Genomic DNA, 12876 nt, shown 5'->3' with positions numbered 1-12876 from the left:
CCAACGAGACGATAGATACCCCTTGCCCTCGGACCTGACCCTGTCGGAGGGAACCACGCCGCGCGGCATGGATGCGTCCACACTCGGGGGACATTCTTCCTCCCCCAAACCAGAAGGCGCCACCGGCGGGATGAGCCGATGGCGCCGGCAGGGTGTGCGCCGCCAATACGGGGCCGGCCGGGCAGGACGAGCCCCGAGGGAACGGCCTTGAGACGCCCTCCCCGCTGTGAGGATGCCGGAACAGGGCGATCCGGCGTGGCCTCTTCGAAACGCGGTTCCATGTTGCTGCGCGCGGGAACCGGTTTCGCCCTTGCGGACCGCACCATGGACAAGACGCGATCCGGAGCTTTGTCAGTGCCCTCCTTCGGCCCAGGGCATGAAGATCTTCTCGGCAATCACCACGATCACGAACAGCCCGATCCCGAGCGCGGAGAGCCACACCAGCGCCGCCCAGGCGAGCGGGCTGTTGAGCTGCGAGTTGGCCGTCAGCAAGAGATTGCCCAGCCCTTCATTCGAGCCGACGAACTCCCCGATCACCGCGCCGATCACGGCAAGGGTCACGGCGACCTTCGAGCCGGCGAAGATGAAGGGGAGCGCGGCGGGAAACTGCACCTTCCAGAACACCTGGGAAGGCGACGCCCTCAGCGACCGCGCCAGTTCGATCAGCCCCGGCGGGGTGGCCCTGAGGCCCGTCGCCGTGTCGACCACGATCGGGAAGAAGGCGACGAGAAAGGCAATCGCCAGCTTCGATTCCATGCCGATGCCAAACCAGATCAGGATGATCGGCGCCACCGCGACCTTGGGGATCGACTGGGTGGCGATCAGGATCGGATAGAGAATGAGGTTGAGCGTGCGCGAATTGGCCACCGCCACGGCAATCGGAATGCCAAGCGCCAGCGCCAGCGCGAAGCCATAGATGCATTCGAGCAGGGTCGGCCAGGTTTCGCGCAGCAACAGCGAATTGTTCTTCACCATCGCGCCCCAGATATCCGTGGGGCTGGGCAGCACGATCTGACTGACCCCGAACAGATCGGTATAAAGCTGCCACACGACGAGAATGACGACGATCCCCGCCACCGGGTAGAGCGCCAGGCGCCAATTGTTGAGCAGTTTGGTCATCGCGTGATCCCCAAAGCGCGGCTGGCGCGGTGTTCAAGCGCAGTGAAATCGGCGGAATAACGGGTTTCCGGCGTGCGCGGATAGGCGAGATCGATCTCGATGAAGTCGGCGATCACCGCCGGACGCTGCGAGAACACGACGACGATGTCGGACAGATAGACCGCCTCGGAAATCGAGTGGGTCACGAACAGGCAGGTCGCCCCTGTCTTCTCGCGGATATCGAGCAGCAGGTCGTGCATGTCCATCCGGGTCAGTTCGTCGAGCGCGCCGAACGGCTCATCCATCAGCAAGAGCTTGGGGCTGTGCACCAGCGCCCGGCACAGCGCCACGCGCTGCTGCATGCCGCCCGAAAGCTGGTTGGGATAGGCGTCCTCGAACCCCTCGAGACCGACAAGCTTGAGGAGCTCATGCGCTCGCGCCGTCGCCTCCGGCCCTGCCTCCTTGCGGATTTCCATGGGCAGGGTGACGTTCTTGATCACCGTGCGCCAGGGCATCAGGTTGGGCTGCTGAAACACGAAGCCCACATCCGGATGCGGATCGGTCACATCGACGCCATTGATCTGCACGGTGCCGGTATAGCCTTTCACAAGGCCGGCAACGATCTTGAGAAACGTGGTCTTGCCGCAGCCCGAAGGGCCCAGCAGGCTCACAAGGTGCCCCTCGAACAGATCGAAGGAGATTTCCTCGATCGCCAGCAGCGGATTGCCGGTCTTGCGCAGGAACTCCTGTCGGACATCCCTGAATTTGCCGATCACCGGCAGGGTGGACGCTTTCTCGGTCCACCCCGCCGGGCCGGTCTCTTGCACATTGGCGTGTGCCATAGAGGTCGCGGTCCTTACGGTTTGATCGGTTCGTCGGGCAAAAAGCCCTCGGCATAGAGATCAGCGGCGTCAGGCTCATCGCCTTCGACCCCGATGAATTCGAGCACGAAATCGAGGCTCGTCTGCATCTTGGCCTTGTCGAACCACCCCAGACCGTTCATCTCGGTGTCTTCGGTCACCGCCAGCGACCGCACCACGCCGATCTCGGCGATGATGGTGTCGCGATCGAGGCTCTCGATATACTGGAGCTGGATGTCCGCGGCTTCTTCGGGATTGTTGAGCGCATATTGCCAGCCCTTGAGCGCGGCACGCACAAAGCGCTTGGCGACATCGGGATTGGCGGCCAGATAGTCTTCAGTGGTGGCGATGCCGTTGGAATAGAGCTCAAGCCCGTGATCGCCCAGAAGCAGGGTGCGCAGTTCGGTGCCTGCGTCGACTGCCCCGTTGGCAAGGCCCGGCTGTGCCATCACGAAGAATTCGATGGCCGGCACATTGCCCGAAAGCAGCATGCCCGCACGCGCCGGCGGTGCCACATTGGTGATCTCGAGCGCGTCGGGATCAAGACCGTTCTCGGTCATGTAGCCCTTTATGATCTTGGGCGTGAAGCTGCCAGCGCCGCTGCCGAGGGTCAGCCCTTCGAGCTGCGAGATCTCGGTCACGTCCGCGCCATTGGCCAGGGTGAAGATCGCGTAAGGCGCCTTCTGGTAATTGACCGCGATCATGCGCAACTGCGAACCGTTGGAGCGCGCCAGCGCCAGCGCCGGCACGTCGACAAAGCCCAGTTGGGCCGTGCCCGATTCAACAGCCTGGATCACCTGCGCGGTGCCCTGAGCCGGAATGATCGTGACATCCAGTCCTTCTTCCTCGAAGAACCCCTTGCCGAGCGCGGTGTACCATGGCGCATGCCGGCCAAGCGGAATGAAGTCCAGCGAGAATGTCAGCGGGGTCAGTTCCCCGTCCTGCGCCAGGGTGGGCGCGGACAGGCCGGTCAGGCTCGCCAGCGTCACCGCTGCGGCAAGACCAAGTCTGCGTAGTTTCATCATGAAAACCTCCCTTTTGGCCCGGACCTGCCGGGCTGGAGCTGTCCACCCCTCGGACAGCGGGAAAGGCCATGCACGATCGGGCGCGACCTCGCGCCCTGATGCGGCCTATCCGTAGTTTCAGCAAACAGCCAAATTTTCGCCATGTCAACAGATTTTCGAAAATCTTGTTGATTGTCGTTTGACTGTCATGTATTGGATCATGAAAACAAGGATGCCTGTTCGCCTGTGTGCGGGCACGGCATAAACAACACCGGTGCCGGCACAGTTCATGCGTTGAAGATGTGCGCTGGAACGGCATCGAGACGAGCAGAGAGGGTGGAGCACATGGCAGCAGTGGAGCTCGGCAATAGCGCCGAACCGCAAACCCAGGCAGCACGGGTATTCGACCAGATGCGGGCCGACATCCTGTCGTGCCGGCTAATGCCCAATGAACGCTTGCGCATGGAAGCGCTGCGCGCCCGCTACGACACCGGCACCAGCCCGATCCGGGAAGCGCTGATGCGCCTGCATGCCGAAGGGCATGTCGTGCTTGAGCAGAACAAGGGCTTCCGTGTCACCCCGGTCTCCCACGCCACCCTGATCGATCTCACCCGCACCCGCATCGAGATCGAACAGATTGCATTGAGGTGGTCGATCGAGAATGGCGACGTTGAATGGGAAGCCAACCTGCTCGGTGCTTTTCATCGCCTGTCGCGCCAGCCCAAGACCGACCCGGACAAGCCCGGTGAAATCAACGAGGCATGGCGCCGCGAGCATCGCACATTCCACAACGCGCTGGTCGCCGCCTGCGGCTCCCCCACCATCATGAATATCCGTTCGGGCCTTTACGATCAGGCCGAACGCTATGTCGCCCTGTCGGTGACCTCCAGCATCAAGGCGCGCGACGACGTCGCCGAGCACGAATTGCTGATGAACACTGCACTTGAGCGAGACACCCCCGGCGCGATGGACGCGATCCGGGCTCACTTCAGCGCGACGACCGACAAGGTCGCGCTCACCGTTGCCGCCGATGGCCAGATCGCGGGTGCAGACAAAGAGGTGGTTTCATGAGTGGAACAAACCGGAACTGGCGCCAACGGATCGACGAGGCGCGGGCCGAAGGCCTTGCCGCCCGCGAATATTTTGTCGTGTTTTCGGATCCGGCCGGCGACAAGCAGGCTGTCAGCGACCATCTGGCCGAACATCTTACATTTCAGCGCCGGCTGGAGGCCGAAGGCAAGCTGGTGGCTGCCGGCCCCCTGTCCGACGAAACCGGCACAGACTGGACCGGGCGCGGCATGATTGTCCTGCGCGCCGAAAATCTCGAGGCTGCCCGTGCCATCGCCGAGGCTGACCCGATGCACAGGGCCGGCGCACGGCACTACACCATTCTGCCCTGGCTGATGAACGAAATGAGTTTCACCCTTACCGTCTCGCTCGCCGAGGGAAAGGTCGCGTTTCTATGACCACACCAGGCACTGTGACGGCCAATGCGGGCGATATCATCGCCCTGGTCGCCCGCATTTTTTCTTCTCTTGGGGTCAATGAAGCCGGTGCGCGCACCGTCGCTGAAGCGCTGGTTGAAGCCGACCGCGAAGGCCTCGCCTCTCACGGCGTGATGCTGACCGACATGTATGTCGACCGCATCCGCTCGGGCTCGGTCTCGCCTACCGCCACCGGCACCATCGTCTCCGACCAGGGCGTCGCCATGGTCATGGACGCCGAAAACGGGCTTGGCCAGATCACCGGCGACAAGGCAATTGCCCATGCCATCGACCGCGCCAGGACGCTTGGCGCCGGCATTGTGGCGGTGCGCAACGGCTTCCACTTTGGCGCCGCGCGGCGCTTCGCGCTCAAGGCGGCAGATGCCGGTTGCGTCGGCATTGTCATGTGCAACACCCGGCCGCTGATGCCCGCGCCCGGCGGCGCTGAACCCGTGGTCGGCAACAACCCGCTCGCCATCGCCTTTCCCACCGCCTCCGACGCGCCGATCGTCCTCGATATGGCGACAAGTGAAGCCGCCATGGGCAAGATCCGCATGGCTGCAAAATCGGGCAAACAGATTCCTGAGAGCTGGGCCGTCGACGCTGAAGGCCGCGAGACCAACGACCCCGAGGCCGCGATCGCCGGCATGCTTTTGCCAAGCGGCGGACCCAAAGGCTTCGGCCTGGCATTCGTCATGGACCTGATGGCGGGGCTTCTGTCCGGTGGCGGTTATGGCGCCACTGTCAGCCCGCTCTATGGCGATCCGGCAAAGCCCTATAATTGCGCCCATCTGTTCATGGCCATCGATGCCACCCATTTCGGCGATGCCGGCGCCATGCAGCAGGCCGCCGCCGCGGCCGGGGACAAATTGCGTGCCGGCCGCAAGGCGCCAGGCGTTGATCGCCTTTATGCGCCCGGCGAGCGCGAATGGCAGCGCGCCCGCGACAACGCGGACATTGTCACCATCACCGATACCGTTGCCGCCATGCTGGCTGGCATCGCCCGAACCCTGGACATTGAGCCCGCGCTCATCGCTCCACTCGAACAATCAAAGAACTGAGTTGATCTGTTATGACCAAACAAGAAGTCACCACCCAGAACCTGCGCACCCCGATGGGGCATTTCTCGCAGGCCACCATGATTGAAGCCGAGGGGCGCCTCGTCTTCATTTCCGGCATGACCGCCCGCCGTCCCGACGGCACCATTGCGGGGATCGGCAACATCACAGAACAGACCAAGCAGGTCTGCGAGAACATCAAGAATGCGGTCGAAACCGCCGGCGGCACGCTCGACGATGTCTGCCGGGTCGATGTCTATGTCCGCAACATCGAGCACTTCGACGAGATCCATGCGGTGCGGCGCGAATACTTCAAGCCGCCGCTTCCCGCCTCGACCATGGTCGAGGTGACCAAGATGGTCTCCCCCGATTATCTCATCGAAATCAATGCCATCGCCGTCATCCCATCGAAGGCCTGACCGATGAAGCTCGTTTCCTTCATGCATGACGGCCAACAGCGCACCGGCGCCGTGAAGGGCGATGAAATCGTCCCGTTCGGCCTCGAAATCGGCGACGTCAACGCCATCATCGAGGGTGGCCAGCCGGCCCTCACGGCTGCCCAGAATGCAGCCGCAAATGGAGCCGGCCGGATTCCGCTCTCCGATGTCCGGCTGATGCCGCCCCTCACCCGCTTCCGCCGGGACATTCTGTGCACCGGGTGGAACTACTGGGACCACTTCGAAGAAGGGCGCGGCAAGCGCGAGGGACAGGATGTAGACCGACCGAGCCATCCGACCTTCTTCACCAAATCCCCCGACACGGCAATCGGGGCCCGTGACCCGATAGCCTTCGACGCTGAGATTTCGGAAAAGTGGGACTATGAGGTCGAACTCGCCATCGTCATCGGCAAGACCGGCCGCTCGATCTCCGAGGACCGGGCGATGGAGCACATTTTCGGCTATTGCCTGGCCAATGACGTTTCCCAGCGCGATTTGCAGCGCGCCCATGGCGGACAGTGGCTCAAGGGCAAGTCGATCGATCAAACCATGCCGCTTGGCCCCTGGCTGGTGACGGCCGAAGCATTCGATCCCTTCGATGTCGAACTCGAATGCCTCGTCAATGGCGAACGCCGCCAACATGCTTCGACCCGTCAGATGGCTTTTGCGATCCCCAAGCTGATCGCGGAGCTCTCATGGGGCATGACCCTGCATGCGGGCGATGTGCTTCTGACCGGCACCCCCGCCGGGGTCGGCAATGCCGCCGATCCGCCCTTCTTCCTCAAGGCCGGCGACGAAATCGTCTCACGCGGCGCGGGGCTGGGCGAATTGCGCAACACCATGACCGAAACAGATCTGCATTCCCCAAAACGGGGCTGACCGGACCGAACCGGGAGGACACAATGACCAACGACCCGAACGGAAGCCAGGCCGCCGCCGAACGCGGCATCACGCTGGGCGAAATCGGCCACCGCATCGTGCTCGAGAACGAGTTCGTGCGCATCTGGGAGGTCAAGCTCGAGCCGGGCGAGACCATCGATTTCCACCTGCATTACCACCCCTATATCGTGATTTCGCTGGGGGGCGGTGAAAACGAGGTCGAGACCATTTTCGGCGAGACGCGCCCGACCAACGAGCCGCTTGGCCACACCATCTTCATGAACGAGATGCGGCCCGTGCATAAGCTCACCAACAAGTCGGACGTGACCTATCTGTCCCGGCTTGTCGAACTCAAGCACATCACCTGGACCGACGAAGGTGCCCCGGACAAGCCCGAACCCGCGCCCCAGCCCGTGATGCCCGAAGACGCGGCCGATGCCTTCCGCGAAATCTTGATCCAGACCGCGGACATGGAATGGGTCGACAAGTCGCTCGACGGCCTGTCCCAGAAGATGCTGTGGCGGAACGAGGAAACCGGTGCCTCAATCGCCCTGGTGCGGTTCAAGAAGGGCGCCGGCATTCCCAACGCCCACGCCCATGCGTCGAACCAGTTCATGTACTGTTTGTCGGGACGCTACACTTACATACCGACCAACACGGTTTTGACCCCGGGTACCTTCTACTGCAATCCCACCGGCAGTGTGCACGGGCCCACCATTTGCGAAGAAGACTGCGTGCTTCTCGAGATTTATGACGGCCCGCACTATCCGGTGCGCCCGCCCTGGTACGACAATGACGAAGACGCCCGCTGAACCTTCTGGCTGGGACATCCATACCCACCTGATTCCGCCAGCATTGCTGAAGCTGGCGGACAAGGGTGCCTTCGACATGCGGCGCGACCCCAAGAAGCTGCATGTCTGCGGCCATGGCGTGCCGATCTACCCGATCTCGGATGCAACCAGGCTGATCGAGCGTATCGAGGCAGATTCCCTTGAAGGCGCAGTGGTCTCGGCTCCTCCGCCGGTCTTCCGGCCCGATCTTGCCGAGGGGAACTGCCTCGACTACGCGCGTGCGCTCAATGACGGGCTGCGGGAGGCGTGTGAAGGCCTCGACGCTCGGCTGCGGCCGCTTGCCTATCTGCCGGCCGAACGACCGGCCATTGCCGCCGAAATTGCTGCCGGCCTCGATGAGGGATGGGCGGGGGTCGTGATGGGCACCGACCTCGGCAAGCACTCTTATGCCGACAAGGCGCTCGATCCGCTCTGGCAGACCCTGTCCGACAAGGCCTTGACCCTGTTCATCCATCCCGGCTCGACACCCGACAGGCGGCTCGATCCCTTCTATCTCGGCAATCTGATCGGCAATCCGGTCGAGACCACCATCGCCACCGCGCATCTCACATTCGCCGGCGTGACGACCCGCTATCCGGCCCTCAACATCGTGCTTGCCCATGGCGGCGGCGCCACCGCCGCCCTTTCGGGGCGCTGGCAGCGCGGCCACGACACCGACCGCCCGGGCATCGACACGTCCGGCATGCCGCCCCGGGAGGCGCTCAGGCGCTTTTATGTCGACAGCCTGGTCCACGACCCCGGCGCCCTTGAACTGATCCTGGCCACCTTCGGGGAAGACCGGGTGGTACTGGGCAGCGACTGGCCCTTCCCCATGGGGGCGCCGTCTGCCGACCACGATATCGGGCGTTTGCCCGAGGATTTGCGGCACAAGATCCGCAAGACGAACGCCGAGGCCGCATTCGGTGCTCGGCTGCGCGCGCCGGGCCGTTGAGGGGGCTCGCGCCCGGCCGCGCATTATCTTGAGAAGATCCCGAAACGAATGAGAGGGCCTGTACCGGGCAGGACAGGCCCTCTCACCCGAGCCTCCGGTCCTAACGGCACCGGAGGGAGGAAGCTGATTGTCTCAAGCGGCCTGCTTCAGCGCCTCGGACAGAATGGCGACCGCCTCGTCGAGATGCGACTGCTCCATGATCAGCGGCGGCGACAGCGCGATGATGTCCCCCGTCACCCGGATCAGCAGTCCCTTCTCGAAACAGTCGACGAACACCTCATAGGCACGCTTGCCGGGTTCGCCCGGGCGCGGCGCCAGTTCGATCCCCGCGACAAGCCCGATGGTGCGGATATCGACGACATTGGGCATATCCTTGAGCCCGTGCATGGCCTGACGCCAGGTGTCTGCCATCGCCGCGCCACGCGTCAAAAGCCCTTCACTGCGGTAGATGTCGAGCGTCGCGATGCCGGCAGCGGCGGCGGCAGGATGGCCTGAATAGGTGTAGCCGTGGAACAGTTCGATCATGTTCTCCGGCCCCTGCATCAGCCCGTCATGAACGCTGCGCCGGGCGAAAACTGCCCCCATCGGGATGACACCATTGGTCAGCCCCTTGGCCGTGGTCATCAGGTCCGGCATCACATCGAAATAGTCGGCCGCGAAGGGTGTACCGAGCCGTCCGAAACCGGTGATGACCTCGTCGAAAATCAGAAGGATCCCGTACTTGTCGCAGATCTCGCGCAGGCGCTTGAGATAGCCCTTGGGCGGAATGAGAACGCCTGTCGACCCCGCCACCGGCTCGACGATCACCGCAGCGATGGTCTCTGCACCATGAAGCGTCACAAGGCGTTCGAGATCCTCGGCCCGCTCAACCCCGAACTCCGGCTCGCAGGCGGAAAACGCGTTGCGTTGGAGATCGTGAGTGTCGCGCAGATGATCGACGCCCGGCAACTGGGTGGCGAAGGTGCGGCGATTGTTGACGATGCCACCCACCGAAATGCCCCCGAACCCGACGCCGTGATAGCCGCGCTCGCGACCGATGAAGCGGGTGCGGGTCCCCTCGCCGCGGGCGCGGTGATAGGCGAGCGCCATCTTGAGCGCCGTATCGACCGATTCCGACCCGGAATTGGTGAAGAACACCCGGTCGAGCCCGACCGGTGCAATCTCGGCCAGCCGCTCGGCGAACTCGAAGGCGATCGGGTGCCCCATCTGGAAGGACGGCGCGTAATCAAGCGTCGTCAACTGACGCTCGACCGCCGAGGCGATCTCCCGCCGGCCATGCCCTGCATTCACGCACCACAACCCGGCCGTGGCATCGAGCACCTGGCGCCCGTCGGTCGAGGTGTAATACATGCCCTTGGCCTCTGCCAGCATGCGTGGGGCTGATTTGAATTGCCGGTTCGCCGTGAATGGCATCCAGTAATGAGACAGCGAGGGTTGGTTGGGGCGCGCGGTGTCAGCCATGAGTGAACTCCCTTTTACCGCATGGGAGACCTTTCACGCTGCGCCAACAAGTCCTTTTCTCTGTTTTATCAACTCATTGATTTTCATGGTTTGATGAGCGATGATTTGTTGAATATTCAACATCAGCAACAGGCCCGGGCACATGGAGATCGATGTCGGTCAGAGACTGCGTATCGTGCGCAGCCGCGCCAAGCTTTCGCAACGCCAGCTCGCTGCGCGAACCGGGGTGACGAACTCGACGATTTCGCTCATCGAATCCGGACGCACAAACCCTTCGGTCGGCGCGCTCAAGCGCATTCTCGACGGCATTCCGATTGGTCTCAGCGAGTTTTTCGCGCTCGAACCGGCCCCCGCACCAAGCCCGTTTTATGCGGCCGAAGACCTTGTCGAGATCGGCAAGGGCAGTATCTCATTCCGTCAGATCGGCCAGGACATGACCGGCTTTGCCCTGCAGATCCTGAAAGAGCGATATGCTCCCGGTGCCGATACCGGCCGGGTGCCACTGGTGCATGATGGAGAGGAAGGCGGCGTGATCATCGCCGGCCGGCTCGAAGTCACGGTCGACGACGAACGCCGCATCCTGGGGCCGGGCGATGCCTATTACTTTTCGAGCCGGCGCCCTCACCGCTTCCGCGCGGTCGGTCCCGACCCTTGTGAAGTGATCAGCGCCTGTACCCCACCGACATTTTGAGAGGATCTAGTCGGCCTCGAAATCCCCGAACCGGTCCTGCAGGTTCGTCAGCCGGTCGACGCGCTCATTGACCGTATCCCCGAGTTCGACGACCAGATTGGCCACGAACAGGTCGAGCAGCGCCACGATGGTCGCGGCACCGTCCCACAGCGGTCCGCGCGCGCCGGGGATGATCAGCGGAATGGCATCGACCTCCCGCGCCCACACACAGGCATCGTCGGTCACAAGGATAACCTTGACCCCGGCCTTGGCCGCTTCCTCGGCCAATGGACGGGCCTTGGCCGCAAAGCGCCGCACATCGAGCAAAACGAGGCAGCGATTGTCGCAACTGCCATCGAGGATTTCGGCATAGGTGCCATTGAGCCCGTCGACAAAGGTCGCCTTGGGCCGGGCATAACCGACCTGGTAGGCAAAATACTGGGCCACCCCGCGCACATTCTGCCAGGCGGCAACATACACCTCCTCGGCGGTCGCCACCTCGGTGATGGCATTCTTCCAGGCCTTTGAAAGCGTAATGTCGTAGATCGAACTGAGATCGTCGATCTGCTGCTGGATGACCTCGGCGAGCAACCGCCCGTCCTTGATGTCGTCCTGAAGCCGGTCGATCCGTCCGCGCACCTGCCAGGCGGTTCGGCTCTGGCTCTGGCGCATCTCGCGCTTGAGCTCTTCCAGCCCGTCATAACCCAGCCGCCGCAGATAGCGGCCGACGGTCATCTGGCTCACCCCCACCCCGTGCGCGATCGATTTCGCCGTTTCGAAAGGCAGCTCGGCCAGGTTCCGTTCGATATAGTTGGCGATCAGAATGTCGGTCTTGGTCTGGCGGACGTCGGGCGCCTGTAACCGCTCGATGATCTTTGCCGACATGACCAATGCCTTTCCCTATCGCGTGGCGCCGCGATGGCGGCATCCTCTTGGTGTAAGGCCGGCGCGTCGAAACGCGCCGGCCGGAATTTTGCTCCAGTGGCTCAGCCTATCTTACTGTGCCGTCTTGACCATCGTCCAGACGCGGTCGAACTGGCGGATATCTGCGCCCAGATCTTCAAAGATCTGCAGCCGGTCCATCACTTCCTGCGGCGGGTTGATTTCCTCGGAGTTGGCGATGTGATCGGGCGTCATCGTCCGGGCGGGCACGTTGGCGGTGCCATTGGTCTGCTGCTCGATGTTGAGCGCGGCCACTTCCGGCTGGGTGTAGAACTCGAGGAACTTCTGCGCGTTTTCCTTGTTCGGCGCGGATTTCAGCACGCAGATGTCTTCCTGGTACATGGTCGCCCCTTCTTCGGGAATCACATAGCCGAGCTTCTCCGGCTCACGGAACACATCAACCATGGCGCCGACAAAGAAGTGACCGGCGGCCACGTCGCCCGCTTCAACGATCGGGCGCGCATCATAGGTGAACGCGGCCACATAGGGCTTCATGTCGATGATGGTCTGGGCGGCTTCCTGCAGTTTGGCCGGATCGGTATCGTTCACCGAATTGCCATTGAGCATCAGGCCGACGCCGAGCACTTCACGCATGTCGTCGAGAAGGGTGAATTTGAGGTCCTTTTCCTTGGCGGTCTCGATCAGGTCACGCCAGCCGGTAATGTCCTTACCCAGGACTTCGCGGTTGTAGACAATGCCGACCGAACCCCAGGCATAGGGAAGGCAATATTCGCCCTTGGGATCGGACTTCGCCCGCAGGAACTGCGGATCGATATTCTTGAAGCCTTCATACTCGTTGATGTTGGTCTTCTCGAGAAGGCCGAGCTTGTCCATGATGTCCTGCATATGCACGGACGGGAACACGATGTCATAGCCCGTGGCGCCGGTCTGCACCTTGGCCAGCATCTCTTCATTCGAGCCATAGGTATCGAGGTTGACCTTGATTCCCGTGTCTTCCTCGAACTTCTGCAGCACGGCCGGGTTGATGTACTCACCCCAGTTGTAAATGTTCAGCTCACCTTGCGCGAAGGCGGAACCCGCGCCGGCTGCCATTGTCAGCGCTGCGCCGGTCACCGCCGCCTTGGCAAGGCGGGAAACCCCTGATTTCCAAGCAAAATCACTCATTCATTTTCTCCCTGGTAAGGCCGAATCCATCGAGACGGACGCCCCGTGAACAGGCCTGGATCGCGTGGATGCCGAT

14 protein-coding genes are annotated in these 12876 nt (G+C 62.7%); 8 read left to right on the top strand and 6 right to left on the bottom strand.

Translation table 11 applies throughout. From position 1 onward, the window contains the following. Nucleotides 1–351: 351 nt before the first annotated feature. Genes G489_RS0103810 through G489_RS0103800 form a run of 3 tightly spaced genes read right to left on the bottom strand, consistent with a single transcriptional unit; the run spans nt 352 to nt 2983 of the window. Nucleotides 352–1119, bottom strand: a complete 768-nt coding sequence (locus tag G489_RS0103810; RefSeq protein WP_029040399.1) for an ABC transporter permease — start codon at nt 1117–1119, stop codon at nt 352–354. After that, entirely contained in the window at nt 1116–1940 is an 825-nt protein-coding gene (locus G489_RS18995; RefSeq protein WP_081691388.1) for an ABC transporter ATP-binding protein, read from the bottom strand. Before G489_RS18995 ends, G489_RS0103810 begins: the two co-directional genes overlap by 4 nt. 14 nt (nt 1941–1954) lie before the next feature. Then, entirely contained in the window at nt 1955–2983 is a 1029-nt protein-coding gene (locus G489_RS0103800) for an ABC transporter substrate-binding protein (RefSeq protein ID WP_029040398.1), read from the bottom strand. A gap of 324 nt (nt 2984–3307) precedes the next feature. Between G489_RS0103800 and G489_RS0103795 the strand changes: the two genes are divergently transcribed. From G489_RS0103795 to G489_RS0103765, 7 genes are read left to right on the top strand one after another with little or no spacing between them, the layout of a single operon-like run. Continuing rightward, a complete protein-coding gene (locus G489_RS0103795; RefSeq protein WP_035871448.1) occupies nt 3308–4033 on the top strand; it encodes a GntR family transcriptional regulator in 726 nt (241 codons plus the stop codon). Then, the gene (locus G489_RS0103790; protein WP_035871445.1) at nt 4030–4428 is read left to right on the top strand and encodes a YciI family protein; all 399 of its coding nucleotides are present in this window, start codon (nt 4030–4032) and stop codon (nt 4426–4428) included. Before G489_RS0103795 ends, G489_RS0103790 begins: the two co-directional genes overlap by 4 nt. Then, nucleotides 4425–5507 (top strand): Ldh family oxidoreductase, encoded by a 1083-nt coding sequence (locus G489_RS18990; RefSeq protein WP_051332287.1) that lies wholly within the window; start codon nt 4425–4427, stop codon nt 5505–5507. The genes G489_RS0103790 and G489_RS18990 overlap by 4 nt, the downstream gene beginning before the upstream one ends. Before the next feature lie 11 nt (nt 5508–5518). Continuing rightward, the gene (locus G489_RS0103780) at nt 5519–5923 is read left to right on the top strand and encodes a RidA family protein (RefSeq protein ID WP_029040395.1); all 405 of its coding nucleotides are present in this window, start codon (nt 5519–5521) and stop codon (nt 5921–5923) included. Nucleotides 5924–5926: 3 nt separating this feature from the next. Further along, nucleotides 5927–6820, top strand: a complete 894-nt coding sequence (locus G489_RS0103775) for a fumarylacetoacetate hydrolase family protein (protein WP_029040394.1) — start codon at nt 5927–5929, stop codon at nt 6818–6820. 23 nt (nt 6821–6843) lie between these two features. Then, the gene (locus G489_RS22720; RefSeq protein ID WP_245578805.1) at nt 6844–7632 is read left to right on the top strand and encodes a cupin domain-containing protein; all 789 of its coding nucleotides are present in this window, start codon (nt 6844–6846) and stop codon (nt 7630–7632) included. Then, the gene (locus tag G489_RS0103765) at nt 7613–8602 is read left to right on the top strand and encodes an amidohydrolase family protein (RefSeq protein WP_029040392.1); all 990 of its coding nucleotides are present in this window, start codon (nt 7613–7615) and stop codon (nt 8600–8602) included. Before G489_RS22720 ends, G489_RS0103765 begins: the two co-directional genes overlap by 20 nt. A 132-nt stretch (nt 8603–8734) precedes the next feature. On the opposite strand, the gene G489_RS0103760 is transcribed toward G489_RS0103765, so the two are convergent. Beyond that, nucleotides 8735–10063, bottom strand: coding sequence for an aspartate aminotransferase family protein (locus G489_RS0103760; RefSeq protein ID WP_029040391.1), 1329 nt, complete (start codon nt 10061–10063; stop codon nt 8735–8737). 142 nt (nt 10064–10205) lie between these two features. On the opposite strand from G489_RS0103760, the gene G489_RS0103755 reads away from it, so the two are divergent. Then, nucleotides 10206–10754, top strand: coding sequence for a cupin domain-containing protein (locus G489_RS0103755; protein WP_029040390.1), 549 nt, complete (start codon nt 10206–10208; stop codon nt 10752–10754). 6 nt (nt 10755–10760) lie between these two features. Here G489_RS0103755 and G489_RS0103750 read toward each other — a convergent pair whose 3' ends face one another. Both G489_RS0103750 and G489_RS0103745 read right to left on the bottom strand, forming a co-directional pair. After that, nucleotides 10761–11618 carry a MurR/RpiR family transcriptional regulator gene (locus G489_RS0103750; protein WP_029040389.1) on the bottom strand — a complete coding sequence of 286 codons (858 nt, stop codon included), beginning with the start codon at nt 11616–11618 and terminating at the stop codon, nt 10761–10763. A 111-nt stretch (nt 11619–11729) separates the two neighbouring features. After that, the gene (locus G489_RS0103745) at nt 11730–12800 is read right to left on the bottom strand and encodes an ABC transporter substrate-binding protein (protein WP_029040388.1); all 1071 of its coding nucleotides are present in this window, start codon (nt 12798–12800) and stop codon (nt 11730–11732) included. Nucleotides 12801–12876: the final 76 nt, after the last annotated feature.

Source organism: Cucumibacter marinus DSM 18995, assembly GCF_000429865.1.
GTDB lineage: Bacteria > Pseudomonadota > Alphaproteobacteria > Rhizobiales > Devosiaceae > Cucumibacter > Cucumibacter marinus.
Note: the sequence above shows the minus strand (reverse complement) of the source record. Positions and strands in the feature narration are given on the sequence as shown.

Bases quoted from the DNA above. Each gene is read 5' to 3' on its own strand.
- G489_RS0103810 (WP_029040399.1), bottom strand. From the start codon at position 1,119: ATGACCAAACTGCTCAACAATTGGCGCCTGGCGCTCTACCCGGTGGCG.
- G489_RS18995 (WP_081691388.1), bottom strand. From the start codon at position 1,940: ATGGCACACGCCAATGTGCAAGAGACCGGCCCGGCGGGGTGGACCGAG.
- G489_RS0103800 (WP_029040398.1), bottom strand. From the start codon at position 2,983: ATGATGAAACTACGCAGACTTGGTCTTGCCGCAGCGGTGACGCTGGCG.
- G489_RS0103795 (WP_035871448.1), top strand. From the start codon at position 3,308: ATGGCAGCAGTGGAGCTCGGCAATAGCGCCGAACCGCAAACCCAGGCA.
- G489_RS0103790 (WP_035871445.1), top strand. From the start codon at position 4,030: ATGAGTGGAACAAACCGGAACTGGCGCCAACGGATCGACGAGGCGCGG.
- G489_RS18990 (WP_051332287.1), top strand. From the start codon at position 4,425: ATGACCACACCAGGCACTGTGACGGCCAATGCGGGCGATATCATCGCC.
- G489_RS0103780 (WP_029040395.1), top strand. From the start codon at position 5,519: ATGACCAAACAAGAAGTCACCACCCAGAACCTGCGCACCCCGATGGGG.
- G489_RS0103775 (WP_029040394.1), top strand. From the start codon at position 5,927: ATGAAGCTCGTTTCCTTCATGCATGACGGCCAACAGCGCACCGGCGCC.
- G489_RS22720 (WP_245578805.1), top strand. From the start codon at position 6,844: ATGACCAACGACCCGAACGGAAGCCAGGCCGCCGCCGAACGCGGCATC.
- G489_RS0103765 (WP_029040392.1), top strand. From the start codon at position 7,613: ATGACGAAGACGCCCGCTGAACCTTCTGGCTGGGACATCCATACCCAC.
- G489_RS0103760 (WP_029040391.1), bottom strand. From the start codon at position 10,063: ATGGCTGACACCGCGCGCCCCAACCAACCCTCGCTGTCTCATTACTGG.
- G489_RS0103755 (WP_029040390.1), top strand. From the start codon at position 10,206: ATGGAGATCGATGTCGGTCAGAGACTGCGTATCGTGCGCAGCCGCGCC.
- G489_RS0103750 (WP_029040389.1), bottom strand. From the start codon at position 11,618: ATGTCGGCAAAGATCATCGAGCGGTTACAGGCGCCCGACGTCCGCCAG.
- G489_RS0103745 (WP_029040388.1), bottom strand. From the start codon at position 12,800: ATGAGTGATTTTGCTTGGAAATCAGGGGTTTCCCGCCTTGCCAAGGCG.